We start from the raw sequence: 26,303 nt of genomic DNA, 5'->3' as shown, positions 1-26,303 counted from the left end.
TTTACTACTTGCACCAACTCTTCCACTGTCGTATCTTGCATTGACATTTTGCATCGTTTTTTGCGTCGCAAAAATATTAGGCCACAAATGACTAAACGAATTACTATATGAAAAGCACTGATTGGCGCAAACTACCAGATGAATGGAAGACAAACCTGATGGTTAGTCTCAGGTTTCAGGAAGAACAGACAGACAGCAATACAATTCAAAAGGCATTTGCCCAAAAAGCCAATACTTCTCCACTGGAGGCATACGTATCCATTTTTGGTGATGAAATATCAGCTCCACTTTGGCCTGATACCATGTTTCTTCACAACTTGCTTCAGTTGAGACGTATTTACCTTCAGAATGCGGATATTGACACCCTTTTTCCCTTGATGTATTTCCCTCTTTTGGAAGAGCTGTATATCAGCCATACACCAATAGATTCACTTGAAAGCCTCATGCTGAATAACAGTATTAGGGTCCTTCATATTGACCATACTTATATTGATGAGCTGATGCCACTTTCCTCTATGCAACTGGAAGAATTCTCGGCAAAAGACACGGACATCAGTGAGTTGGCACCATTACGTAACCAACATACACTCAAAAAGCTAGATTTACGTGAAACAAGCATAGACTCTTTGATGATGCTGTATGAACTTAGCAATCTGGAAGAACTCTATATCAGTCAGGAAACTGTCAGCCAACAGGAAATCAATGCTTTCAGAAAATCTCACCCTGACTGCAAGCTTATCATTGAAGACTAAATGTTTTCAATTAAATTCAATATCCATTAATAGATACACTAACTATAAACACAAACCCCTTTTTACTGAATGAACAACAAGACACATCGCATTGGCATTATCAGGGAGGGCAAAAACCCGCCAGACAAACGTGTTCCGTTTACTCCAGAACAGTGTAAACAGATCAAAGACTTATATCCAGCTGCTGAACTATTTGTACAGCCCAGTCCAATCAGGTGTTTTTCGGATGAAGAATACGAAGCTAAGGGCATAGAGATGAAAGAAGATCTCTCTGACTGCGATATTCTTTTTGGTGTCAAGGAAGTACCTATCTCCCAATTGATGCCTGAGAAGCAATATTTCTTCTTCTCACATACCCATAAGCTTCAGCCATATAACCAGCCTTTGATCAAGGCAATTATTGATAAGCAGATTAGCCTTACGGACTATGAGTGCCTTACATATCCACAGGGAAATAGAGTATTGGGATTTGGAAGGTATGCAGGTATTGTAGGAGCCTATAATGGTATTCTGGCATATGGCAAAAGAGAAAAAGCTTATGAACTCAAGCCTGCAAATCAATGTGATGACATGCAGGAAATGCTACATGAGTTAGAAAAAGTAGAACTATCTCCTATCAAGATTCTCTTGACTGGTAGTGGAAGGGTAGCCAAAGGAGCCAATGAAATATTGGAGGCCTTATCATTACGTAAAGTGGAGGTAGAGGAATATCTCAACAAAACATTTGACGAGCCTGTATATTGCTGGATTGATGCGGAAGACTATGTAAAACACAAAGACGGGAAACCATTTGAGTACAGCCACTTTTACAACCATGGTGAAGAGTATGAATCAAACTTCCAACGCTTTTACCGTAATACAGACTTGTTTATTGCTGGACACTTCTGGGACAATACTTCTCCTGTTTTCTTTACTCAAGAGCAAGCAAAAGCAGCAGACTTCCGTATCCGCCTGATAGCAGACATCAGCTGTGATATCGCAGACCCGATTCCGTCTACGCTCAGACCAAGTACCATCGCTGACCCTATCTATGACTATAATAGGATAACTGGAGAAGAAGCTCCTGCTTTTTCTGATCCAGACAACATCACGGTAATGGCGGTAGACAACCTACCTTGTGAACTTCCAAAAGATGCCTCAGAAGGATTTGGTCAGTCACTTTTGGAGGAGATCATTCCACTCCTGCTCAACAGTGACCCTCATGGAATTATCTGTAATGCTACCATTGCCAGTGGAGGTGAGCTGACCAAGAAATTTGATTATATGGAAGACTTTGTCTTCAAGAATTAAGCTTTAACAGTAAAGGGACTTTTCATGCAAATGATGGTCCCTTTATCTTTATTGGTAGTATTTAGCCTTAAAAGCTTCCTTTTGTTTTTGGTATTCAGTATGGTCTTTTGCCTTACACCAAAAGTGTTTAAATACGGCAGCTGCCCTTGCTTTTTCATTGGTCAATGCATCCGTTTCTGTTGGTAATATCTCATTGCCTTTATTCTTGCTTCCACTTGAGTAAGGATAAGACAATCCTTCTGTTTTGTCATCAGCTGAATCACGGTACTTTTTACCACTTTTATGATTGGCGTAACGCCTAGCCCTTGTAAAACCCATCTGCAAAAATTTTCTAGCCATATCAGCACCCACAAAGTCATTTGCCTGAAGGTATACCTCAAACATGCTATAGATTTTCTCAGCTGATACTTTTGCAGCTTCCTCTGTCTTAAAACGCCAATGCGGTAGCAGTTCACTTTTGTATGGCTGTACCAATAACACCCCTTGTTCTCCTATTCCAATTCTATACAACTCAGGATGTTTTCTAAAGTTAGTATGCTCAAAGTCCAGCTGATAGTTGAATGCGTTTCTTGCCATAGCAATGCCCATTTTTAATCACATAACATTCTTTTCTTATAAAAAGCTGATTCCAAAAGATAATTCCCCTAACAGGTTTGTTAAGATAAAAGGTAGTCCAAAATATTATTCAAAATTCACCCTATTTCAACATGCCATTTGAATACGCTCAGTATATTTGCGGCTTGATTTTGATTTAAGGGTTTATGAAAAACACAATGGCTATTGCCAGAAAACCTCAGCAACTATTCAAACACAAGTCCTTTTTTAAGGATTTATTGCATGTTGCACTTCCCATTTCTATGCAAAGTCTGCTTCAATCATCCCTAAATATGATTGATCAGATTATGGTAGGACAGCTAGGGGAACAAACCATTGCAGCCGTAGGGTTAGGTTTGAGACCAATCTTTATTTACACCTTTGTACTGATGGCAATGGCAGGTGGTGGCAGTGTATACGTTGCTCAATTCTGGGGTAAAAAGGATTACAGCAAAATTGCTCAAGTAGTGGGCAGCATGCTACTGCTGGGAGGAGGCATCACTTTGCTAGCAGGAGTGGTTTGTGTGTTTTTCCCATCCCAATTGATGCACCTTTTTACCGTAGATCAGGATGTGATAGAACAAGGGGTTTTATATCAGGTCATCAACGCAATTGGCTTTTTGCCCCTTATGTTATCTGTAATTTATGGAGCAGTTCTTAGAAGTACTGGTTTTGCAAAACTGATCATGAAAATTGGTATTGCGAAGGTCATTCTCAATACAATTTTGAATTACATTTTGATCTTCGGAGTAGCAGGATATCCTTATTGGCAAGAGAATACAATTACGTTTATGGGAAGTGTCCCTTCTGCAATAGAGGGATTAAAAGGCGCTGCCATCGCTACGGTTATCTCTCAGTTTTTTGAAGCGATCGTCCTTTTAGCAATTGTCTACCGAAGAAAACTGACAGGAAGCTTTTCTTTCAAACAGCTTACCAGCGTACCTTGGTCCATATTGAAACCCATCTTGCTAGTCAGTCTCCCCTTGATGCTCGGCGACTTCTCTTGGGCTGTTGGAGAATCTGCTTACATGTTTATTTATGGCAGAATGGGTACCAGTGAGGTTGCTGCCATTACAATGACTTTTCCATTACAAGCTTTGACCATTGGGTTTTTCACAGGTTTGAGTGCCGCAGCAGCGATTCTGATAGGACAGCAGCTTGGCGCCGGAAAGTTACGTTATGGGATGGCTTCTGCTAAAAAAATTGTTTCAACAGGACTTATCATTACTATTCCATTGGCATTTGTCATTGCAATTACTTCATGGAAATATATAGATGCCTATAATGTACCTCCGGAAGCAGCCTCTTATGCCAGAACCATATGTATTATCTTTTCAGTACTGTTTCCTATAAAGGTTTCAAATATGATTATTGGAGGGGGGGTACTTCGTAGCGGAGGCGACACCAAGTTTACAACCAGACTAGGACTCTTCAGTACTTGGGTATTTTCAATTCCCATCGGATTGTTGGCTGCATTCGTATTTAACCTACCTGTTTACTTGGTCTATATAGCCGTTTCAATAGAAGAAATTCTCAGAATTATTGTGGTCTCTTGGCGTATGCAGTCAGGCAAATGGGTCAGAAACCTTGTAGACCATCTTTAAAAAATTAAAGCCCTGTAACGAACTTGTTACAGGGCTTTTAAATTAATTATTCCAAGTAGGCAACTCAATGGTAAACTTGGAGCCTTTGTTTTCTCCTTTGCTATAAGCTGTCAAGGTTCCTTTGTGTTTCATGATAATCTTACGGCTCAAGTGCAACCCAATACCGTTGGATTCTTCCCCTGCTGTCCCCTTTCTTCCAACAGAGGTAAATCGGTCAAAAAGTTTTGCTGCAATTCGATCATCAAAACCGATCCCTTCATCTTCAACAGACACCAAACATTTGGCTTCCTCATTTACACCTTTGACTGTTATCTCTTTTCCATAAGGTGAAAACTTAATCGCATTATTAAGCAGATTCTGAAGAACTTCGCACATTAAATACCTGTCTCCCTTAATCATCATTGAAGTATCATAATCTTTATTGATTTTCAACTTCTTGAAATCAATCTGCTGTGAAAATGAAGTCTCCAAATAATTGATCACTTCATCCAATGAAATATCTTCCACTTTTTCTAAAGAAGTAGTATGGTCTTCTTTCATAAGCATAAGTGTATGATGAAGCAGATCAAGTTGCTGTGTACATGCAGACTTGATCATCTCTAGAAACTCCGGCATTTTTTCTTCATCCTTAGTGAGTGTGATCAAGTCAACCAAACTCAAGACTCTATTCAAGGGAGACCTTAAATCATGAGACAACAATGCCATCATATCGTCCTTTTCCTTATACATATCATCAAGTGTACCCAAAGCAATATTGATTTTTTGCATCAGTACTCCTACCTCATCTGGCAAGTCATTAGGCAGCTCAGGTAATATCCTTGATTCAACATATTCTTCCAAGGCTTTTTGAGATAGGTAGATTGGAGCCAACAGTTCATGCTGCAAATACAAAGTCATGGCTGTCGCAATCAAAGTCAACCCTAAAGTAGTCAGGAGAATGGACGTCTGGGAAGGGGTTTCGGCAAAAGACAGGTAAACAATAATACCGATAAGGGGTATATGGGTTCCAAAAAACGCAATCACCAAAAACTTGGTAGAAAAGCGTTTCATAAGACTAAACTGTGATAGGTATCTGTATAAATTCATGACAAATGGGATTGTGGTTAAATTTAAGCATACCCTCAAAATGTAATCATCCATTCCCTAACTGTGTCTTAAGAGTCTGGCATTTCCTCTCCCACGTAATAAAAAGATTGAGAACGTACATTTTACCTCACAAATATTTATAGACTTCGCTTCACAATTTTTTTTCGTAAATTTGCACGTTTTTGACTGGCTTTCAGCCAATGGGAATTTTTGGTTTGTATCAGGATTCCTTCAATACATAAATTTTCTGAACAGATGAAATTTGAACTTCAATATACAGATGCCCAATCCAAAGCAAGGGTGGGCGAAATCACTACTGACCACGGTAAAATACAGACACCTATCTTTATGCCTGTCGGTACACAAGGTACCGTTAAGGCGGTTCACCAACGTGAGCTGAAAGAAGATGTCAAAGCTGAGATTATTCTGGGAAACACTTACCACCTGTACTTGCGTCCGGGACTGGAAACAATAGAACAAGCTGGCGGTCTGCATAAATTCAATGGCTGGGATAAACCTATCCTTACTGACAGTGGCGGGTATCAGGTTTTCTCTTTGTCAAACAACAGGAAAATCAAGGAAGAAGGCGTTGTCTTTAAATCTCATATTGACGGTTCAAAACACGTTTTCACACCTGAAAACATCATGGACATTCAGCGTACCATCGGTGCGGATATCATTATGGCTTTTGATGAGTGCACTCCTTATCCATGTGACCACCAATATGCTAAGACTTCTATGGAGCGTACCCATCGTTGGCTTAAGCGTTGCGTAGACCGTTTTGATTCAACAGAAGACAAATATGGGTACAGCCAGACCCTATTCCCAATTGTACAGGGAAGTACATTCAAGGATCTTCGTATCCAATCGGCAGAAACCATCGCCAGCTTTGAGCGTGAAGGCAATGCCATTGGTGGACTTTCAGTGGGTGAACCAGCTGAAGATATGTACGAGATGACTGATCTTGTAACAGACATTCTTCCAAAAGACAAACCAAGATACCTGATGGGAGTTGGTACGCCTGCCAATATTCTTGAAGGAATTGGGTTGGGAATCGATATGTTTGACTGCGTAATGCCTACAAGACAGGCTCGCCACGGTCAACTGTTTACCACCCAAGGTATCATCAATATCAAAAACCAAAAATGGGAGCGTGATTTCTCACCAATAGATGAGGAATTGGGAGGATATGTAAGTACATTTTATTCAAAGGCTTACCTTAGACACCTGATGCGTGCCCAAGAGTTACTTGCAGCACAAATAGCAAGTGTACACAACCTTACATTTTATCTGTGGCTTGTAAAAGAAGCCCGAAAACATATCATTGAAGGAGACTTCAGAGAGTGGAAAGATATCATGGTCAAAAAACTGATGCAAAGGTTATAATCCGCTTACGGGTACACCTGAAGGTTAGGTGAAAGCCTACACTTCCCTGACCTTCAGAACCCTAATTAAATTATTACCAGTACACTAGTATTTTTTACTTAGATTTTTTTCCTATCTTATCATTATACAATAGTTTTTAACCAAAACCCTTTTGTATATTACACAACCTTACGCTAGCTTTATATAGCTTCTGCATATGGAAGATAGCGATCCTTTCGACTCAAAAATGGCTGAAATTTGAGCTGCTCTATGACTAACATACTCTGCAAAAAGTACAAGTTTCTACTTATATTATTACTAGGATTGTTTACCTCTATCCAAGCGATAGGACAATCCCAGTCATTCTTTCATCCATACAAGTATGGAAAGAACCGACTTCAGTTCAAGAAATTTGAATGGCGATACATCGAATCTCCCCATTTTGAAATCTATTACTATGACAACGGTTATACTGTTGCCAAGTTAACGGCTGAATACGTAGAAGAAGAGTTCAAACGTATCACCGAACTGGTAGGTTTCTCCCCTTATTACAAGACCAAGCTTCTTATTTACAATTCCATTCAGGACTTACAGCAAAGTAACATTGGTATTTATTTCCAAGGATATATTGCCAGTGGTCAGACACGCTTTATTCGCCCTGAAGTGGAGATCGCCTTTAACGGTAATAAATATGAGTTTCAGGAAGAGTTGACACTCGGCATTTCTGATGCCTTTATTTTTGAGATGATGTATGGAGGAAGCCTGAAGGATATGCTCAAAAATAGCTACTTGCTCAACCTTCCGGATTGGTTTATGTCAGGGGCCTCACTGTATATGGCCGAAGGATGGTCTCAGGAGATGGATGACTATATGCGTGACTTCTTTAGCCGTAATCCGAAAGTCGGTAAAATTCGCTACCTCGAAGGGCAGGAAGCTAGCCGTGTAGGACAATCCATATGGAATTACATGGCTGAAAAGTATGGTAAAGCCAATGTATCCAGTGTACTGAACCTGACCCGTATTGTTAGAGATGAAAAAGTCAGTATCGAAAACACGTTGGGCATTGACTACAATAGCTTTATCAATGATTGGGAAAAGTTCTACAGAGATCAGTACAAGAAGGTGGAAGACTCCTACACTTTACCTGAAGATGCTACTGTAATCCGGAAAAACAGAAAAGAGAAGGTCTACAATAAGATATCCCTTAGCCCTGATGGAATTTGGGCTGCATACACAGAGAATGACGACGGTAAATACAAGGTTAAAATCCGTAACATGATCACAGGTAAGACTAAAACCATTCTTAAAGGCGGATATCGTGTAGTAAATCAACAGATAGATTATGACACCCCTATTGTGGGATGGATTGACAATAAAGACCTTGTCGTTTTCTCTCAGACAAAAGGGAAAAACTACATGTGGATTTATGATACTTCAAAGTGGGGACTCTGGGAATTCTTCCGTTATGTTTCCAAGAAAATCGAATTCCAGTTTGAACACATCAATGACTTCAGTGTTGCTCCAGATGGTAACAAGCTAGCGATCAGTGCAGAGAGACGAGGTCAAAGCGATATCTTTGTCCACGATCTGAAAAGACGAAGAACATGGCAGATCACCAAGGACATTTATGATGACCTTACACCATCATTTATGCCTAATAACAAGGACATTGTATTCAGTTCTAACAGAACGGTAGACTCTACCAAAGTCATAGATGCTGATCCACACGATATCACTGAAGACTTCAATATCTTTATGTATAAGAAGGAAGACCCTGAAGTGTTAACTCGTTTGACCAACAATATTGGTAAGGAAACAAGACCCATACCTCTCAATAATGAGGAATTCACTTTCCTCAGCTCTCAGAAAGGTATTACAGAGTTATACGATTTCAACCTAGAGGATACAGTCTTTACACAGTTGACTGATTTCAAATATTCCATCAAAGATTACCATATCCGTGATGACAAGATGGTCTATGTCATGTTTGAGGACGGCAAGGAAAATATCTATTACGATGATTTCACTGCCAAGACTTCCAAGTTTACACCAAAAACATTTAGACAGGAGATACTGGACGTTAGACAACTTCAGGCAATCCGCAAGCAGAAAGAGTTGGAAGAATTAAGGAAAAAAGAAGCCGAGGAACGTATCCGTATTGCCAATGAACGCAAGAAGCAGGAAGAAGAGGAGCAAAAGCGCTTGGAGGAAGAGTTAAAAAAACTCACAGAAAATGACAGTACAGGGCAACAAACTCAGACAATCGACAGTCTTGACACTGAAAATAAAGAGGATTTGATCTTACCTGAAGAGGATCCTGATGAAGAAATTGCTGAGAAGAAACCTGAGGAGCAAGAAGTTGACACTGACAATTACAAGTTTGACACATTCTCTCAAAATAAGCGAAAAAGCTTCCTCGAACGCTATAAGCAGAAACTGCAAGCCCGTCAAGAAGAGATAGGAGAAGAACCTCTTTACTCTAGGCCTATTGAGTATAAGGAGCGATTCACTGTTGAGGAAATGACCTCGACACTCCGTATTGACCCACTAAGGGGTTGGGGACTCTTGCTTGAGCCACACATGACCGACATCCTTGAAAACCACAAGATCAATGCTGGTTTGTTTGGTGCCTTGGACTTGAATGACGCTAGCTTTTACATTGAATATGAGTACTTGCCAAAACGCTTTGACTACAGAGCTAAATTTGAAAGAAGTACACTCAATATAGAAACCCCAGCATACCAACATAAGTATGCCTTGAATATGCTGGAACTGGGCGTTTCGTACCCATTGACAATTCGAAGCAGATTATCAGTATCTCCATTTGTATTGAATACCCGATTTACTGATATGAGCTTGTCTGCCATCTCTACTTCCGATGTGGTAAGAATTTACTCAGGGTTTAATGCAGAATTTGTTTATGACAATAGCTTCGTGATTGGACAAAACATGATGCGAGGTACACGTGCAAAAGTAAGGTTAGAAAACTACATGGGCTTATCTGAACTGGCTGAAAGCTTTGCTAACCTTTCTGTGGATATCCGCCATTACCAAAAGATTTTCCGATCGCTGACATGGGCAACAAGACTAAGTGGCGGTGCTTTTATTGGTAGCAATACGCCTCGTTACCGCTTAGGTGGTATGGACAACTGGATGTTCAACAGTATCGACAGAGACCCTCGTGGAACAGCAATCAATGAAGAAGCTCAAGATCTCAGTAAGCTGTTATTTACAAGGTTTGCGGCACCGCTTAGAGGCTTTAACTACAACAAGCTGGACGGGCAAAACTACATGTTACTGAATACTGAAATCAGGTTACCAATTGTGAAGTTCTTTACTAAGAAAACAGTGAAGTCAAACTTCTTCCGAAACCTTCAGTTTACAGCTTTCTTTGATATTGGTACAGCATGGTCTAACGGCAGTCCATTTGATGAAAACAACGATCTGAATACCGAAGTAATTGAAAGTGGTTCATTTAAGGCTACTGTCAAAAACTTCAGTGAACCATTCCTAATGGGACACGGTGCAGGAGCTCGTTCAACTCTATTGGGGTATTACCTGAAGTTTGATGCGGCATGGGCCATTGAAGATGGTTTCCGTCGTGACAAACCTAAGTATTACCTAACAATAGGACATGACTTCTAATCAGATAGAAATAAAAGAAAGCCACTGATCAATTACAGATCAGTGGCTTTTTTATACACATATTGTTCAAAACCCAATTAAAGGTTTTCTCTTGTCTCTTCTACAAAACTTCTAACTTCTGGCATAAATAACATAAAGTGTGCTTTCAGCTCCTCATAGTGATCTCTTAACCAAGTAGCTCCCTCTCCCAATTTTGATTTGCCATTCGTTCTGTTGTCAATGCCCTGTAGCGATCGCTCTATTCCCCACATTTCTCCATAATGAACCAGCCAGTTATTACTTCGCATATTCGGAAAGAAGCCCTTGACACGCTCAGGTAAGTATTGGTAATTCCGTTCCATATTCTGATAGAAATGGAGAGAGAAATCAAGTAAGGGAAGGTTATAAAAACTTTCCCAGTTAGCAGCCAAAAAGTGGTCATAATATACATCAGCCAAAACACCTGCATACTTACCACTATAAGGTCTTAAAAGTGCTGTACTCTGTCTAAATACAGGATGCTGGTCAGTAAAGGTATCAATTTGTCTATGAAGACGAATACCCCTTGATATGGCTTCAGGATAGGTAGCAAAGTCTCTTCCCTTCACAAAATCTCCCATAAAGTTACCTACCATCTCATCCTCGTCTTGTGCAGAGAGATATATATGTGCTAAAAAATTCATGCTTTGTCGTAATGCAGCATCGATTGAAGTATTTCTTCCTTGATCTGCTCTTTCAATTTTTCAGGTTTCAATACTTTTACTGAAGCACCAAAACCTAAAATCCAATTTCTCAACTCATGGTTGTTGACCAACTTCAGCCTTACCACACACACATCTTCATCATCCTGAACGATTTCCTGTGTATGATGTACGGGCGAAGTCTTGATATAATTTCCCATCTGAGGGGTAAAAGACAACATGATCTCCTGAGGTTCTTCGGCCAATGCAGTCACTCCTAAACAGTACCTAAAGAAATTGTCAGGATCAAAATTCACTTCAGACTCCTCGATCCGCCCCTTATTCAATTCTTCCACTGTGGTAATCCTATCTACACCAAAGGTCCTGACTTCATTGCGCTCTTCAACAAAACCTGTCAGGTACCAAAGGTCCTTGTATTCTTTCAGAAGGTATGCATGGACAGTATAATGTTTCCATTCCTCTGACCCGAATTTCTGATAACCAATACGAACAACACCTTTTTCCTTGACAATCCTGATCAGGTTCGCCAGAATATCACTTCCTTTTATATAACCTGACTTATCAATTTGAATAAAATTTCCGAATGGTCTTTCACTGTCGTTGGCTTGCCTCGTAATTTCCACACCATCCAATACCTTATCCACTGCATCTGAAAACTCATTGAACACAGGCAGATCCCTGAAGCCTTCCAGCAACATTCCAACAAACTGCAACGCTTCCAGATTCTCTTTCGAAAAGTTCATTCCCAACAGCTTAAAACTAGGGTCACTATAGTAATACCCTTTACTTTTTTTGCTGTATTCGATGGGCGCATCAAACTCAAAGCGCATTGCATTGAGGTCTTTTTCAATTGTAGAGATAGAACGTACTCCGAAGCGTTCCTCACAGGCATCCAATATTTCCTGCTTGGTCGGGAATGGTTTAAACTTACTTCGAATCATACTGTCGATCAGCATATAACGCAACAGAGACAACTTGCTGCTTCTTACAACTTCCTGAGTAGGCATACCTTCAATTTTTACCGCTAAAAAAATCTACGATACTGCCGAGGAAATCTCCCTCAGCATTATAAAAACAAAACCCTCGGGAATCTGTTTTCCCGAAGGTTTAAAAATAGAGAACATCCGTCCTTATTTATAATTTTGAGACAGAAAAATGTCATCTAATGCACATTTCTTATTATCTCATCCCATCAATATCAAATTGTTGGTAACCTTTCAGAGGTCCCATCTTGACCTGCATACTGGTTACTTTTGCAGTTGGTGAACCTTTTTGGCACCATGAAAGCATCTTTGCAAGCGGTAACTGCTCTCCTTCTATTTCCAGATAAACCGAACCATCTTCCAAATTGCGAACAAAACCTTTCAATCCTAGTTCTGTAGCTTTTTTCTGGGTGTATGCTCTATAGGCAACCCCTTGTACATTCCCTGTGACAGTGATATTCAAATGTCTTTCCATAGCTGTTTTTTGGGTATAAAATTGTTAGTTATTACTTATTTGATAAGTCATTATACACTTCTTCCAATAGTAGAACTTACTGACTTTTAAGGATTTTAATCATTGGGTATAAATAACCGCTGAATACTAAAAAAGCTTAAAAAAATCCTTTTCAAACAAGACTTTAGTGAATCTAGTATAAGATATCACATATATTTGTTTGCATCAGGTAATTGGATTTTCATTTCACATTTATTACGCAAACAATTTTATTCACCAGCTCCCATTTTACTGAAGGGATAATGACATAAAACCTATCGACCAACAATGAAGCATATTTTCCAAATCATGTTCCTGCTGATGGCTTTTTCATTATTCAGTTGTCAGCAACCCACAAAAAGTGAAGAACAGCAAACAGAGTTAATCAAGGCCCAATCCATTAATAACAAACTCCATTTCACTACTGAAAAGCAGGAAAAGTCTTATGTAAATGAAGAGCTGGAAGGAGACAACAACACTTCTTTTATCAGTTTCACTTACCCACATTTTACCACTGGGGGAAACAAAGCTATTCGTGATACACTAAATACTTTTATCACAAACCACCTAAGTATGTCTGAATCATACAACCGTGCCACTCCTGAAGAAAGCATGGAAGCCTTTATTCAGTCATACAAAGATGCTTATGTAAAAACGAAGCTTTCTGCTCCCTATCAGGCAGCTACTCATATAGAAGTGATCAACAATGATGAGGCTATGTTGTCTCTTGAATTCAACTATTATGAGTTTACAGGAGGAGTACATGGTATTCAGTATGTGATCTACAGAAACTTTGACCCTGCCACTGGAACCATCATCACTTTGGAGGAGCTGATTCCTGCACATAACCGTGAGCTATTGCTCCAAAAAGCAGAACAGTACTTTAGAGACAGCCGTAACCTTGGCAATAATGACGACCTTAAGTCAGCAGGATACTGGTTTGATGACAGTAAATTTAGGTTGCCTAATAACTTTACTTTTGAAAAAGGAAACCTTGTATTCCTTTACAATCCATATGAGATCGCGCCATACTCTGAGGGCAAAATTGTATTCTTCATTCCTGAGTATGAGCTACAGGAAATCCTCAAATAAGTTTGTGACAAACAAAAAAACTCCGACATCTTACAAAATGTCGGAGTTTTTACTTTCAGTTTTTACCTCTACCTGAATAAAAGCTTTTTCCGTTGCACACCACTATCTGTTTCCCAAATACCAATCACTAATCCTTGGACAATATTCGGGACTGTGATCTTATCAGATGAAACCGGTTTTCTCATTAGCATCTTCCCATCCAGACCAATCAAGGTCAATACACCACTACTTTCAGCTCCAAACCTTAATACATGCTTACTATCCAAGTACCAATCTACTTGAGGCTTTATAGTTTGAGCTGCCCACCTTGCGCCACTTGCTTCTGCAATACTAATTACAAAATAAGCATCATAATAGGCATAGTTGACATTGTCACAAAAGAAGCTACCCCCACTATATACATTGGTATAATTCACACCTAAAGAAGCATTTTCCAGAAAAAAGGTATAACTGGAATTGGCATCCAAGGCTGGCGGAGCTGTAAGGGTGATAGTCTGCAATCCACTACCTGCACTCACCCCCGTTTGGGTGTAAATTGGCGTACCAGATATCGTACTTCCACTGAAAATCTTGAGCGTTGTATTGCTGATGGCTGATTTAAGTTTCACTTCAATACTCTCCAATGTCCCTGCTGATATTGTCGTAAAAGACTGTCCGCAATCTGATGTTGCCAACTGAGCAAAAAAGTAAGGTCCGAGTAACTGCTCAATGGCATATGTTTCAGTAGTAGATCCACCTCCATTTCCATCAGAGTCAGTTGTTGCACTGACCACCGTTCCATATACTTTTTCGCCATCAGCATCCTCAGCTGCAACCCGATAGTAATAGGTCGTCTCGGCAGTTAACCCTTCATCTGTATAACTTACAGTATTGGCAGCCAATGAGGTTATCTCTGAAAACGGCCCGCCACTGCTTGATGCTCGTTCCACAACGTAGCCAGCCTCATCTGTATTGGTATCTGTCCAACTAATATCAATGGCAGATGAAGATGTAGCTATAGCTGTTACACCAGTTGGAACATTCAAATCGGCAGTTGGTGGTGGCGTAACAGCTCCTGTCAATCCAAAGAAAACTGCAGCCCAATAGGATGAATATAAATCCTTGTCGACAGCATAGCTGCCTGTTTGTCCGCCCTGTCCTGTACCACTTCCCGGATCAATGGAAATCGCATGCCCCATTCCTGAGATACTATAGCTTACCACTATCTCCTGCCCACCAACTGAATATCCTTTTCTGGTTACTCCAGTTGCTCCATTGAAATCATTTTGACTGCTACTCGCTATTACCTGACTTGCACTTTGAATCGTTTGGTCATGTACATTTACCCACTGTTCTACAGTTTCCAACAGGTTCATGGAATTGACAGTATAGTCACTTGTCCCATGAAAAACCGCGACTGTAGGCCAGTCACCACTATTCGATGAAGCATTTCTTACCAGATTCCCCCATTGCAGCGGAGTTTTATCGTTGCCGGGATTCATGGCTTGAAAAGCACCTGTCAGTCCTGTTCCTGACTTGTACGGAATCCCTGCCATCACAGCTCCTGAAGCAAACACATCTGGATAAGCTGCCAACATCACATTGGTCATACCACCTCCTGCTGAAAACCCTGTCACAAAAGCCCTATCTGAATCTACACCAAACGTATTCACCATATAGGTTACCATATTCTTGATGGAAAGTGCTTCTCCTTGCCCTCTGGCGATATCTCCAGTTTCAAACCAGTTAAAACAGGTGGAGGAGTTATTGGCTGATTTCTGCTCAGGGTAGACGACATAAAAGCCATAGGTATCTGCCAAAACGTTCCATCCACTTTCTGCTGCATATCCTGATGCCGTTTGGGAACAACCATGCATAACGACTACAACAGCTACGTTACTTCCAATTCCAGAAGGTGCATGGTAATACATCGTGAGGTTTCCGGGATTAGACCCGAAACTTGATACTTGGGTGAGTTGAGCGTTGGCAGTAGTATACAGAAACAGCATACTTACGACCAACAGTAGCGAGTGGTTCAATCGGTTCATGTGTTTATCGATTAGGGTGAAAGGTGAATATGGAGATGTAACCCTGTACAGCTTACAGGGCTACGGAACATTCATTATTGAGAGAAGTTTGCAGGTAGGTCAAGCTGTAACAGCCATCCATTCTTCTAAAGCTTTACAGAAAACTTCAGGGTGTTCCAAGTGTGGAAAGTGTCCACACTGGTCTATCATTTTGAATTGGCAGTTGCTAATAGTCTCAGCAGTCTTTTCTACCAATAGTGCAGTTGTAAGAGAAGGGTGTAATAATGTGTTGGGAATATACCCGTCCTGTTTACCGAAAAAGAGTAATACAGGAATGCTCAGCTTTGGAAGCATTGTGGCAACTGGATGCTCCAACATCCCTTTTACAGCATAGGACACAGCCTTGCAAAACTCCACATAACCGTCCTTTTGCATCCTTGCTATTCGCTCTTCCACTACTTTTTGTACTGCTTCTGAAGAAGCAAAATAGAAGTTTTTCAAGGTATGCTGTTGGACCTCTTCCACGTCCCAGTTACAGACATTTTCAACAGAGAAAGCCGCTTTCAGCATTTCCGACTCTTGAGCCGTAAATGTTTCCAGACCTGCTGGTGCTGACAGGATAAGCCTTTCTACTTTTTCCGGAAGATCAAAAGCTGCTAGCAGGGCAAGTTGTCCCCCCATGGAGTGCCCTGCCAACGTGACTTTTCTCAATCCAGTCTGAAGAATAAAATCTTTTAGAAGTGACCTGTAACAGCCAAAGAGGTCATCTGTCGGTATCCATTCCGACTTACCATAACCTGGCAAATCCAGCGCAATACAGCGGAAGTCTTCCAGTTCAGCTATTGCATACTGCCAAGCCAGACTGTTGCTTCCCATACCGTGCAGGAAAATAATGGTCTCGCCTTTCCCTCCATTATCAAGGTAAGCTATCCGATGTCCCTGATATTTCCACCACCTATACATTTTCCAATTCGGCTAGCTGTTCCAATGCCATTTGTTTTAGTTGCTTGCGATCCAGTTTGCCGGTATCGCCTTTAGGCAGGTACTCAACAAAATGGATATGCTTTGGTAACTTGAATTTAGCAAGCTTCCCCTTACAGGCTTTCAACACGTCCTCTACATTCAGTTCCTTATTTCTAACCACAAAAGCCAAACCTGTTTCTCCCCATTTCTTGTCAGGCACTCCAACAATTGCCACTTCCTTTATTCCCTCTATTTCCCTAAAGATGTGCTCCACTTCGGCAGGATAAACATTCTCACCTCCAGAAATGTACATATGCTTGATACGATCCATCACAAAAAGGAACCCTTCCCTGTCTTGTTTCAGCAAGTCACCTGTACGGAACCACTCCCCGAAAAATGACTTTGCAGTAGCCTCTTCATTTTGCCAATATCCCGGCGTGACGATTGGTCCTCTGATCAGCAATTCCCCAACTTCTCCTTCCATCACTTCTTTTCCTTGCTCGTCTGCCAACATGATTTCCACATAGAAATTAGGAATTCCAATTGAGCCTTTCTTACGAATCGCATCATCCTGATGAAGAGAGGTGATATTAGGGCCTGTTTCTGTCAGTCCAAAACCTTGACGGACAGGTATATTTTTGGTAGCCCACTTTTCAATCAGAGGAATAGGCATTGCCTCTCCACCCACTACAAAGTACCTTAGCGCTTCCAGTTTCACCTGATCAAACAAAGGACTGTCCGCCATCATCTTGAGCATGGTCGGTACCGCCATAAAAATGGTCGCCTGTTGCCCTTCCAGTTCAGAGAGAATATTATCCGCATCAAACTTAGGCATCAGTGTAATAGTGGCGCCATGCATCAGCAACGGAGTGAGCAGTACATTCCAGCCTCCAGTATGGAAAGGTGGCATACAAACCACTGTATGGTCTTCTGAAGTGAGTGCTAACCGCAACTGCGTATTGACACTGTTCCAGAACATCATACCATGTGTATAAATCGCTCCTTTCGGAAAACCTGTCGTTCCAGAAGTATATAGTATAAATACAGGGTCAGCATCCGAAATGTCTGCCTTCACCAACTCATTTCCCCACTGCTGAAAATCATCTTCCAGATTAGGTAAGTCCTGAATCAATAATTTCAATGGTACAGACTGATAGTCTGGCTGTATCTCTACAAGGTGTTGATATGCAAAATCGGTAATAACCAATGCTGGCTTTGAATTCTCCAGCATGTAGTTCAATTCCCTTCCCGAAAGGCGGTAATTAAGCGGTACGAGAATAATTCCTATCTTTTGGGCTACAGCAAACAGCAAGACATACTCCAAACAAAACTCCGCCAGAACAGCTACCCGATCCCCCTTTTTCAACCCTTTCCGCTGAAGAGCCAAAGCCAACAACCGGCTTCTTCTGTCCAAATCACTGTAAGTGATCTCCCGCTTTGAGTCGGCTTCCCTAACCGCCACTTTATTGCCGCTGAAAGTTGCCCATTTCGAACTCCAGTCCTTTGTTACCATGTTCAGTTATTTCTATCCAAGGTCAAAAATTATCTCAACCAAGAGTTCCTCCACATGGGAACCCTTGGTTCGATTGTCATTTATTCTTACAGCCTAAAAGCCGCACTTCCGAATGAAAGTCCTCCACCAGACCCGATAAAGAACACCAGATCGCCTTCCTTCACCTTCCCTTCCTGCAAAGCCTGATCAAAAGCCATTGGAATACAAGCTGAACCTGTATAACCGTAGTGATGCATTACAGTAGTAGTTTTGTCCATCGGTAAACCCAAACGATCCATTGTAGCATGGATGCTGTTGATATTGATCTGCGTCAGGAAAATATGGGCTACCTCATGTGGCTGCACCTCCAACTTTTTGCAAAGGTTAAGTGCCATCTGTGTCCACATCTCAGGGTTCAATTCAGAAGGGAATTTCTTGACAAACTTCAGTTGGTGATCGCCTCTTTCCACCATCTCTAAAGAAGTTGGAGTCTTGGTTGCGCCACCGTAAATGCCCATCCAGTCAGCGTATTCTCCCTTAGTTGTCAGTTCACCACCCAAAAATCCTCTTCCTGAATCAGAAGTATCTGCACTTAACAGTACACCGGAAGCACCATCTGCAAACAGGGTTACTGTTTTCTTATCCTGCAAATTGAGGTATTTGCTCATGGCATAGGCGCCTATTACCAGCACCTTATTGTACTGCTCATCAGAGCGGATATATTTGCTGGCAATGTCAAGGGCAGTTACAAATCCTGCACATGCCGTATTCACATCAAAAGTGCCAGAGTCTTTTGCTCCTATCCTGTCCTGCACCTTGGCAGCAGTGGATGGAGATATATATTCAGGCGTATCCGTTGCGATAATCAGCAGATCCAATTCTTCTGCTTTTACATTGGCTCTTTCCAGAATCTGCTCGGCTGCCTTGACACAAAGGTCTGCGACAGACTCCTCTTTTGTACACCAGCGTCTTTCGTGAATCTGTACATTTTCTCTTAGCCATGTATCGACATCCTCTCCCAGTAAGTCATTGAAGTATTGATTGGACACAATTTGCTCAGGCACATACATACCTGAGGATAGTATGATTGCATTTCTCATTTTGTAGAAGTAAAATATAAGATGTTAGATACCAGATGCTAGACAATAGATTTTTCACTTGCATGTGTATCCTGTCCGCGAATAATAAAGTCATCTGAAAAAATAAAGGGAAGACACGGCGAACCGTGCCTGATCTTGGTCATTAGCCAACCATACCGCCATCCACGCTTAGGACAGTACCATTGATATATTTAGCCTCATCAGAAGCCAGGAATAAATAGGCATTTGCAATGTCTTCAGGCTTACCCATATGTCCCATTGGGATTTTTGCCTTGATGCCATCAATCACGTTTTCAGGAATCTGTTTGGTCATCTCCGTCTCGATAAACCCAGGAGCAACTGCATTACAGGTGATCCCTTTACGTCCCAGTTCACGAGCCCAAACCTTGGTCATACCAATTACACCAGACTTGGTCGCCACATAGTTGGTTTGTCCAAAGTTTCCGTACAGACCTACCACTGAAGAAGTACTGATAATACGTCCCTTACCTTTTTCGACCATATGGTCTGCCACCAGTTTTGTACAGTTAAATACGCCTGTCAGGTTTACATCAATTACCTGCTGCCATTGGTCAGGTGTCATTTTCTTCAGTGATGCATCTCTTGTGATGCCTGCATTGTTTACCAGAATGTCAATCTGGTCATACTCTTGGATCACTTTGCTTACAGCGGACTGTACACTGTTATAGTCAGCGGTATTCACTTTTTGGAACATCGCTCTTCCACCTGTCTCCTCAATCATCTGAACCGTCTCCAGTCCCTTTTCCTCATTCAAGTCCCAAATGGCTACGGAAGCTCCTTCACGGGCAAACATCAAACTCGCTGTCTTGCCAATACCTGCTGCACCACCTGTGATGATTGCTGTTTTTCCTGCTAGTCGTTTCATTTTTTTATTCGGTTAAAATGAAGGAATGAGGCATTGCAGCCTCACCCCTCGATGGTTTATTTATTACTACTAATCTGCTTTTGTGAAAGAAGGCAAATTCACTTTCAACTCCAGTGACATCAGTCTACCTGTTGGAGGAGCTGCTGTAAACTCTCTCAACTCCTGATCAAACACATTTGTCACCATACCTGATACTGTGAAGATCTCGTTGATGTGGTAACCTAAGCTAACATCCATCGTTACAAACCCACCAAGTGGACCGTAGTTGAAGGCGTTGGCACTTCTTGCATTTTCTACTACTGGTACGCCACGGTAAACCAGATCCTGTGTTTCAGCTGCAATCTGGTAGCTTGAGAAGTAATCATATTTCTCTACCCAACGAGTGAATACCGATCCGAAGAACTTGCTACCACTATAGTTCAAACCTAGTGAAGCCTTGTTTTTAGGTGCATTCACTAATAGGTCCAGCTTGTTTACTACACCGTCTTTATTGAAGTCATTTTCTAGATTGTTCTCATCAATTTTATACCCGAAGTATGAGTAATTCAGCGTAGCACTCAGCTGATCACTGAAGTAATAGTTGATACCCAAATCAGCACCGTAAGTATTGAACTCACCAAAGTTGACATAAGTAGCAACCAATCCTCCCAAAGCAGGGTTTGACTGTACATCCGTCACTTTCTGATCACCCATCTTGTCAGCTACACCGATTACTGTTACAGGGCTTAAGAAGTCTTTTGAGATATTGTAATAAGCATTGGCATCGATAAACAGCTTGCTTTTCACTGGCTGACCTTTGTAGCCCAATTCAATTGTTTGAAGTTGCTCCACTCTTTGTTTCTCGATTGTCTGAACACTGCCATCTTCACCTGGTACCATTGTAAATCCTTCGGCATTACCCAATATCAGACCACCAAACAGGTTACCATACATGTTCAGGATGGTTGGTGCTGCAATACCTTTACCATAAGTCAAGCGGAAGTTGTGATCGCCAATTGTCTGAACTGCACCCACCTTAGGCAACAGGTTAAAGCCATATACTTCGTGATTATCTGCTCTCAAGGCCCCCACCAGTTTCAACCCTCCTGCAAATTTCTTTTCTGCTTGTGCATAAGCGCCAATCTGATCAATTGTGATATAGTCTTTTTCATTCTTGTCCAACAGGTAAGTACCGTGTGAGTTAGCCATATCACGCTGCCATTGAGCACCTACTGTAACGTCTACTCCGAACAGGTTTTTGCTGTATTGCATTTCAGCATTCCAACGTTTTGAGTCATCAATGAACAAAGCTCCTCTTGATGGGTCTTTGGCATAAACTCTTGCTTCCTGCTCATTCATACCTGCTCCGATCGCTCCATAATACTGTTTGGTATAATCACTGATGGAATATGTATCTTGAGTCTTACTGATCGTATGGTAGATTTGTGCGAAGAAACCTTTGTAGGAGAATTTACCTTGTAGGTAATGCACTTGCCAGTCCACAATTTGGTTACGACCTACGTTGGTAGGAGCCAGATAAGTACTGTTACTTCCTCCGTATGCCATTGTAATATCCATGTCCTCAACAGGTGAGTAGATCATAGCTGCTTCTCCACGGAAAAACTCAAAGTCACGGTCTAGGTCAAGCTCTTCAACTGGGTTATTCGGTGCCAAGTATACAGAGTCAATATACTCAAACTCTTCACCTCTTGAGTACTCACCAGTCACCTTGTAAGCAAACTTGTCACTTACCTTTTCAGCATGGCGCAATCTTGTGGAGAACATTTTCTGGTTTCCTGCATTGATCGCAATCGTTGTTCCCTCGTGTTTTCTAGGGTCTTTGGTAATCGTGTTGATCAAGCCGTTGTGAGCATTCGGACCGAAGAGCGCCGCATTTGGTCCCAATACCAATTCCATTCTTTCAATATCTTCCTTCACTACTGTATTCAATGGGCCTAGAGGTAGACCTGTTGCAATCAGTGAAGAGAATCTGCCATCTGTCACCTGAAGGTTTTTGGCATTGAAGTTACTGTTGAATCCACGAACGTTGATACCAGTACCGACAACACCCGCACGGAAGTAGTCTACCCCTTTTTGGCGGGCAAGCAATTCACCAGGGTTAAAAGATGGCAACTCTGCCAACTGCTCAGCACCAATTACTTCGATGGTTGCAGGTGTCTCTGTAATTTTTTCAGCTTTTCTTGTACCTGAGATAACCACTTCGTCACTCATCAGCGCTGACTCACTCAGACCAAAGTCCAATGTTTTCACTTCACCAGCCTTCAGGCTTACTTTCTGTGAAATGGTTTCAAAACCTACAAAACTCACATTCAGGGTGTAGTCTCCTGCCGGAAGCTCTGCCAACTGGAACATACCACTGCTATTGGTAACTGTTCCCTTGTTGATTTCATTTAACATTACTGTCGCCCCAATCAGTGGCTGTCCCGACAGCTTATCCTTGATAGCGCCTTTAAGAGATGCTTTGTCCTGTGCCATAACAGCCAATGCCGTCATGCACAGCAGCAAGAGTGTAGATAGTAGCTTCTTCATTTTCATTCTTTTTTGTAAGTGTTTATTTGTGCAATTGGGTTTGTCATTTATTGGTCCGAAAGCCTAGATTTCAGCGCTTTCGAGAAAATGCTTTAGTAGTTCTTCAAATACCTGTGGCTTTTCTACATGTGGCATATGCCCAACCTCAGGTATCAGTTCAATCTGGTGGTTTGGTATCGCAGACGCTTTTTCAGCAACCTGCTGTACGGTCATGTCCTTATGCAATATTCGGTTAGGAATTAGCTTGTCATCCTGACCAAAAGTTACCAATACAGGTACTTTCAGTTCTGCCAGTCTTTCAGCCACAGGAGCTTCTAACATACCGGTAACTCCTCTCTCAACTGTCTTGCAGTATGCGTCAAAACCTTCTTCCTCTTTCATCGCTATTCTTTCTGCAATCCACGACTCAGCAACTTCAGGTTGCTGATGGAAGTTCAAGGCAAAAGCTGTTTTAATATCCTTTTCACCTTGCTGCTGATAGTAAGCAGCCGTTGCAAAACTTTTTATGCCCATCGCTTCTACAGAAGAGAAAGTCTCCAAACCCGCAGGTGAAACCAGTACCATTTTCTGGAAGTTTTCAGGTGCATTCAGTACCGAATGGATTGCTACCTGTCCTCCCATCGAGTGACCGATTATCACTGTATTTTCAAGCCCCAGTTCCTGCTTTAATTCATTGATCAGGTCTGCATAGAAAGTCACTGCATTTGCTTCACTTTCCACAAAAGGTGAGTTGCCATAACCAGGCAAGTCAATAGCGATACAACGGAAGTTTTCCTTCAAGCTTTTGATATTGGTTTCCCAATGTTTCAGGTTACCTCCCAAGCCATGTATCATCAGCAAAGTGGTACTGCCAGTACCTTCATCTACATACGCCAACTCATTTCCCGAAGGAAGATTAATATGCTTGATGGTAAATTTTGATGAAAAATCAGGTGCTGAAATTTCAGTGTTAGCTTCAAGCTTTTCTGACTGTTGCTGTTGTGTTTCGGATTGGCAAGCGCCCATCCACAACAGTGTCAGCAGAATCATCCAATAACCTTTCGTTTTCATGTGTTGAATTGGTTTTAGTTAGTTCAATTGGGTTTCTTTTAGTTGTGCTGAGTTTGTTTCCTCAATGGTTTCAGCTTCTTTTTCTTTAGCACCTAACGAGAAGTGGACTACCACAGCTACCAATAAGGCTGACAGAATAGCCAATGCAGCCGCAATACCCGGATTCCTGATTGCTCCTTGCATATAAGGTGTAATTCCTCCGTAGTACACTCCAAAGTGTACCACCAATGCTGTCAGCGAACTTATTACTGGAACCACCGTCCTTACCTTCGGCAGGAACAGTCCGAAAAGCACCGGAATAAAGGCTGCAGAGAAGTAGGCGTAAACGCCATTCTGTGCAAAGATGCCCACACTCAGGTTCGGGTTAACCAGCTGCTCATAGGAGAGGAAAATTGACAATACGCCCAACCCTACAATCACCAGTCTATTGGTCATAATCTGCTTTTTCTCATTCTTCCTGAATTTCTCCCCCATCATTGGATTCAATATATCTTGGGTTATGGTTGAGGAAACAGTCTGGATTAGTCCTTCCAAGGTGGAAAGCCCTGCCGAAATCAATCCCAACACCACCAGTAACCCTACAGATACAGGTAAGATGGTCACCACATAAGTTGTCAGTACGCCATCCAATGGAATGGCTTGTCCATCCAAAGTCAGGTCAGGGAAAGCTATTCTGGCATAAAGCCCTGCAATCACTACGCTGAAGAACAAGATCTCCGTTACCACCCCTGTCAACAGGTATTTATTTACATCGCTTTCCTTCTTCAGCAACAATGACTTGGTTATAATATGTGGCTGACAAACCACTGCAATACCCACAACGACCTGACAGAATATGATCTCAAAATAATCTCTGAATAACGGGCTGGATGGGTTCAGAGGCTCGGCAAGCTGTACATCTATTTCTTTCAGTTTTCCTAAAATTCCTCCTTCGCTAAAGAAGTATTCATAACCGGAAGCTATTAATACCACAGCCACCACAATCATCAGGATTGCCTGTACCATATTGGTATAAACCATTGAATTAGCCCCGCCAAACATCACATAACCGAATACAAATACTACAATACTGATCAGTACGGATAATTCATCCAGTTGTAGCGTACTGGCGATGACTTTGGTTAGTCCCACGCAAATCAGCACCACGAATGTAATCAGCAACATAGATAGGAAAGCAAAGAACGTGGCATAGCGCTTACTTTTGTATCGCTCTCCTATCCATTGGGCAATGGTCAGTGATTTCATCTTGACACCTGCCTTACGGAAACCTTTTGTCAGCACGACCAAAGAAAGCAGTGCGCCAAACGGTAGCGCCAGAGCCATTGAAATCACCCCGCTAATTCCGTAGTAGGCTACAAAGCCTGGATTGATGATAAAGGTTGCCGCACTGGTAATGGATGCTGCCAATGAAAGTCCAACCGCAGTAGGAGAAAAAATCATGCTGCCTACAGCAAAATCTGTCATGGAAGTCGTTTTACGAGCTCCTCTGATTACAAAAAACATGAGCACAGCCATGTAGCCAAGTATGCATATCCATCCTGCCATTTCCATATTCACCTAAGTTGTTTATCTGGTTAAGTGTCGGCTTTACCCGACAATTCTTTCGATGTGTTGTTGTCTCAATGTAGAATTTTCACCTATCCACAACATTATTTTCTTGTGAATGGAGAAGATTCAAAGGTGAACGGAAGTGATTTATCAGGTGAACGGAAATATTTTTGATGTAAAAAGTACACTTAGAGAAATCAGACTTTGCATAATAGGTTTGAGACATTAGACTTGAGACTTCTGATATAAGTTTTGGCATTTACCTTAGTACTCTTGTCTAATTACTTACGTCTCTCATCTCACAATACCCTAAAATGTTTCATCAGTTCTTCCCTATAGGTTTTGCCAACAGGAATGGTATTATCTCCTATCAAAAGATGTCCATCTTCCAAGCCACTGACACGATCAAGGTTCACAATAAAAGAGCGGTGTGTTCTGTAAAATGGAAGGCTTGGCAGTTGTTGTTCCAAATGCTTCAGGGAATAATTCACAAGGTACTGCCCTTCTGCTGTTACGACAGTTGCATAGATATCATTGGCCTGTATATAAAGGATATCCCCTACGATTACCTTCATCAGCCTGTTTTTGGATTTCACGAAAATGGCATCCTTTACATCCAGCTCTTCAACTTCGCCTAAACTGCTCTCAGAAGTTTCACTTCCTTCTTGCTGTGCATGGTATGCTGCCAGTTCTATACTCGACCGCAAGGTATTTTTGTCAAATGGCTTCTGAAGATAAGCCGCAGGCAGGGTTGGTTTTGCCCTTGAAAAAGTATCCTCATCCTTTCGGGAGGTCAAGTAAATGATAGGCCCTTTATATACTTTGCGCAATACAGCCGCTGTCTGAATGCCGTCCACTGTACCTGGCAGCTCAACGTCCAGCAGAAGGAGATCAACATCCAAGTCCGCTATCTTCTCAAGCAAGTCTTCCCCTTTTCTAAATTCCCCGACTACTTCATAACCCAATTCTTCCAATGTAAAGGTCAGGTTTTTAGCCATTACCAGATTGTCTTCTAAAATTGCAATTCTTACCGTTTCCATCACTTCAGTTTCTTTCCAAATCAATTCTTAAGTCCAATATATTCTTTGAATTATTGTAATTGTATAAAATTTTTTACTTTTCAAATAATTATTCACCCAATATTC

General features: G+C 41.5%; 20 protein-coding genes. 6 read left to right on the top strand and 14 right to left on the bottom strand.

Features of this window, described 5'->3' with window-relative positions; translation table 11 throughout:
- The first annotated feature begins 107 nt into the window (after positions 1-107).
- Positions 108-752, top strand: coding sequence for a leucine-rich repeat domain-containing protein (locus V6R21_RS11425; protein ID WP_334243740.1), 645 nt, complete (start codon positions 108-110; stop codon positions 750-752).
- 69 nt (positions 753-821) lie between these two features.
- A complete protein-coding gene (locus V6R21_RS11420) occupies positions 822-2,042 on the top strand; it encodes an NAD(P)-dependent oxidoreductase (protein ID WP_334243739.1) in 1,221 nt (406 codons plus the stop codon).
- 48 nt (positions 2,043-2,090) lie between these two features.
- On the opposite strand, the gene V6R21_RS11415 is transcribed toward V6R21_RS11420, so the two are convergent.
- Positions 2,091-2,618 (bottom strand): DUF4385 domain-containing protein, encoded by a 528-nt coding sequence (locus V6R21_RS11415; protein WP_334243738.1) that lies wholly within the window; start codon positions 2,616-2,618, stop codon positions 2,091-2,093.
- Positions 2,619-2,803: 185 nt separating this feature from the next.
- Here V6R21_RS11415 and V6R21_RS11410 point away from each other — a divergent pair, with 185 nt between their 5' ends.
- The gene (locus tag V6R21_RS11410) at positions 2,804-4,240 is read left to right on the top strand and encodes an MATE family efflux transporter (protein ID WP_334243737.1); all 1,437 of its coding nucleotides are present in this window, start codon (positions 2,804-2,806) and stop codon (positions 4,238-4,240) included.
- 42 nt (positions 4,241-4,282) lie between these two features.
- On the opposite strand, the gene V6R21_RS11405 is transcribed toward V6R21_RS11410, so the two are convergent.
- Positions 4,283-5,326 (bottom strand): sensor histidine kinase, encoded by a 1,044-nt coding sequence (locus V6R21_RS11405; RefSeq protein ID WP_334243736.1) that lies wholly within the window; start codon positions 5,324-5,326, stop codon positions 4,283-4,285.
- A 255-nt stretch (positions 5,327-5,581) separates the two neighbouring features.
- On the opposite strand from V6R21_RS11405, the gene tgt reads away from it, so the two are divergent.
- On the top strand, positions 5,582-6,712 hold the full coding sequence (tgt, locus tag V6R21_RS11400; protein WP_334243735.1) for a tRNA guanosine(34) transglycosylase Tgt: 1,131 nt from the start codon (positions 5,582-5,584) through the stop codon (positions 6,710-6,712).
- A gap of 249 nt (positions 6,713-6,961) precedes the next feature.
- A complete protein-coding gene (locus tag V6R21_RS11395) occupies positions 6,962-10,336 on the top strand; it encodes a hypothetical protein (RefSeq protein ID WP_334243734.1) in 3,375 nt (1,124 codons plus the stop codon).
- A 77-nt stretch (positions 10,337-10,413) separates the two neighbouring features.
- Here the strand turns inward: V6R21_RS11395 and V6R21_RS11390 are convergent, their stop codons facing one another.
- From V6R21_RS11390 to V6R21_RS11380, 3 genes are all read right to left on the bottom strand, one after another.
- Positions 10,414-10,998: an acyl carrier protein phosphodiesterase gene (locus V6R21_RS11390; protein ID WP_334243733.1), complete on the bottom strand. Its 585-nt coding sequence runs from the start codon at positions 10,996-10,998 to the stop codon at positions 10,414-10,416.
- Positions 10,995-12,023, bottom strand: coding sequence for a helix-turn-helix transcriptional regulator (locus V6R21_RS11385; RefSeq protein ID WP_334243732.1), 1,029 nt, complete (start codon positions 12,021-12,023; stop codon positions 10,995-10,997). The genes V6R21_RS11390 and V6R21_RS11385 overlap by 4 nt, the downstream gene beginning before the upstream one ends.
- Positions 12,024-12,195: 172 nt before the next feature.
- Positions 12,196-12,474, bottom strand: a complete 279-nt coding sequence (locus V6R21_RS11380; protein WP_334243731.1) for an acylphosphatase — start codon at positions 12,472-12,474, stop codon at positions 12,196-12,198.
- Between the two features lie 306 nt (positions 12,475-12,780).
- Between V6R21_RS11380 and V6R21_RS11375 the strand changes: the two genes are divergently transcribed.
- Positions 12,781-13,584 (top strand): DUF3298 and DUF4163 domain-containing protein, encoded by an 804-nt coding sequence (locus V6R21_RS11375; protein ID WP_334243730.1) that lies wholly within the window; start codon positions 12,781-12,783, stop codon positions 13,582-13,584.
- A 68-nt stretch (positions 13,585-13,652) separates the two neighbouring features.
- Here the strand turns inward: V6R21_RS11375 and V6R21_RS11370 are convergent, their stop codons facing one another.
- The 9 genes from V6R21_RS11370 to V6R21_RS11330 form a co-directional block, all read right to left on the bottom strand.
- Positions 13,653-15,611, bottom strand: a complete 1,959-nt coding sequence (locus tag V6R21_RS11370) for an extracellular catalytic domain type 1 short-chain-length polyhydroxyalkanoate depolymerase (protein WP_334243729.1) — start codon at positions 15,609-15,611, stop codon at positions 13,653-13,655.
- 99 nt (positions 15,612-15,710) lie between these two features.
- On the bottom strand, positions 15,711-16,553 hold the full coding sequence (locus V6R21_RS11365) for an alpha/beta fold hydrolase (RefSeq protein WP_334243728.1): 843 nt from the start codon (positions 16,551-16,553) through the stop codon (positions 15,711-15,713).
- Positions 16,546-18,066, bottom strand: coding sequence for a class I adenylate-forming enzyme family protein (locus V6R21_RS11360; protein WP_334243727.1), 1,521 nt, complete (start codon positions 18,064-18,066; stop codon positions 16,546-16,548). The genes V6R21_RS11365 and V6R21_RS11360 overlap by 8 nt, the downstream gene beginning before the upstream one ends.
- An 86-nt stretch (positions 18,067-18,152) precedes the next feature.
- Positions 18,153-19,145, bottom strand: coding sequence for a 3-oxoacyl-ACP synthase III family protein (locus V6R21_RS11355; RefSeq protein ID WP_334243726.1), 993 nt, complete (start codon positions 19,143-19,145; stop codon positions 18,153-18,155).
- 142 nt (positions 19,146-19,287) lie between these two features.
- Entirely contained in the window at positions 19,288-20,031 is a 744-nt protein-coding gene (gene fabG, locus V6R21_RS11350) for a 3-oxoacyl-ACP reductase FabG (protein WP_334243725.1), read from the bottom strand.
- Positions 20,032-20,100: 69 nt separating this feature from the next.
- A complete protein-coding gene (locus tag V6R21_RS11345; protein ID WP_334243724.1) occupies positions 20,101-22,560 on the bottom strand; it encodes a TonB-dependent receptor in 2,460 nt (819 codons plus the stop codon).
- A 63-nt stretch (positions 22,561-22,623) separates the two neighbouring features.
- Positions 22,624-23,610, bottom strand: coding sequence for an alpha/beta fold hydrolase (locus tag V6R21_RS11340; RefSeq protein ID WP_334243723.1), 987 nt, complete (start codon positions 23,608-23,610; stop codon positions 22,624-22,626).
- Between the two features lie 18 nt (positions 23,611-23,628).
- Complete coding sequence (locus V6R21_RS11335) at positions 23,629-25,161, bottom strand: sodium/pantothenate symporter (protein WP_334243722.1); 1,533 nt, start codon at positions 25,159-25,161, stop codon at positions 23,629-23,631.
- Between the two features lie 296 nt (positions 25,162-25,457).
- Entirely contained in the window at positions 25,458-26,198 is a 741-nt protein-coding gene (locus V6R21_RS11330) for a LytR/AlgR family response regulator transcription factor (protein ID WP_334243721.1), read from the bottom strand.
- Positions 26,199-26,303: the final 105 nt, after the last annotated feature.

This window comes from Limibacter armeniacum (assembly GCF_036880985.1).
Taxonomy (GTDB): Bacteria; Bacteroidota; Bacteroidia; order Cytophagales; family Flammeovirgaceae; genus Limibacter; species Limibacter armeniacum.
The sequence above is the reverse complement of the archived record's forward strand: the minus strand, read 5'-3'. Positions and strand labels throughout refer to the sequence as shown.

Bases quoted from the DNA above. Each gene is read 5' to 3' on its own strand.
- V6R21_RS11425 (WP_334243740.1), top strand. From the start codon at position 108: ATGAAAAGCACTGATTGGCGCAAACTACCAGATGAATGGAAGACAAAC.
- V6R21_RS11420 (WP_334243739.1), top strand. From the start codon at position 822: ATGAACAACAAGACACATCGCATTGGCATTATCAGGGAGGGCAAAAAC.
- V6R21_RS11415 (WP_334243738.1), bottom strand. From the start codon at position 2,618: ATGGCAAGAAACGCATTCAACTATCAGCTGGACTTTGAGCATACTAAC.
- V6R21_RS11410 (WP_334243737.1), top strand. From the start codon at position 2,804: ATGAAAAACACAATGGCTATTGCCAGAAAACCTCAGCAACTATTCAAA.
- V6R21_RS11405 (WP_334243736.1), bottom strand. From the start codon at position 5,326: ATGAATTTATACAGATACCTATCACAGTTTAGTCTTATGAAACGCTTT.
- tgt (WP_334243735.1), top strand. From the start codon at position 5,582: ATGAAATTTGAACTTCAATATACAGATGCCCAATCCAAAGCAAGGGTG.
- V6R21_RS11395 (WP_334243734.1), top strand. From the start codon at position 6,962: ATGACTAACATACTCTGCAAAAAGTACAAGTTTCTACTTATATTATTA.
- V6R21_RS11390 (WP_334243733.1), bottom strand. From the start codon at position 10,998: ATGAATTTTTTAGCACATATATATCTCTCTGCACAAGACGAGGATGAG.
- V6R21_RS11385 (WP_334243732.1), bottom strand. From the start codon at position 12,023: ATGCCTACTCAGGAAGTTGTAAGAAGCAGCAAGTTGTCTCTGTTGCGT.
- V6R21_RS11380 (WP_334243731.1), bottom strand. From the start codon at position 12,474: ATGGAAAGACATTTGAATATCACTGTCACAGGGAATGTACAAGGGGTT.
- V6R21_RS11375 (WP_334243730.1), top strand. From the start codon at position 12,781: ATGAAGCATATTTTCCAAATCATGTTCCTGCTGATGGCTTTTTCATTA.
- V6R21_RS11370 (WP_334243729.1), bottom strand. From the start codon at position 15,611: ATGAACCGATTGAACCACTCGCTACTGTTGGTCGTAAGTATGCTGTTT.
- V6R21_RS11365 (WP_334243728.1), bottom strand. From the start codon at position 16,553: ATGTATAGGTGGTGGAAATATCAGGGACATCGGATAGCTTACCTTGAT.
- V6R21_RS11360 (WP_334243727.1), bottom strand. From the start codon at position 18,066: ATGGTAACAAAGGACTGGAGTTCGAAATGGGCAACTTTCAGCGGCAAT.
- V6R21_RS11355 (WP_334243726.1), bottom strand. From the start codon at position 19,145: ATGAGAAATGCAATCATACTATCCTCAGGTATGTATGTGCCTGAGCAA.
- fabG (WP_334243725.1), bottom strand. From the start codon at position 20,031: ATGAAACGACTAGCAGGAAAAACAGCAATCATCACAGGTGGTGCAGCA.
- V6R21_RS11345 (WP_334243724.1), bottom strand. From the start codon at position 22,560: ATGAAGAAGCTACTATCTACACTCTTGCTGCTGTGCATGACGGCATTG.
- V6R21_RS11340 (WP_334243723.1), bottom strand. From the start codon at position 23,610: ATGAAAACGAAAGGTTATTGGATGATTCTGCTGACACTGTTGTGGATG.
- V6R21_RS11335 (WP_334243722.1), bottom strand. From the start codon at position 25,161: ATGGAAATGGCAGGATGGATATGCATACTTGGCTACATGGCTGTGCTC.
- V6R21_RS11330 (WP_334243721.1), bottom strand. From the start codon at position 26,198: ATGGAAACGGTAAGAATTGCAATTTTAGAAGACAATCTGGTAATGGCT.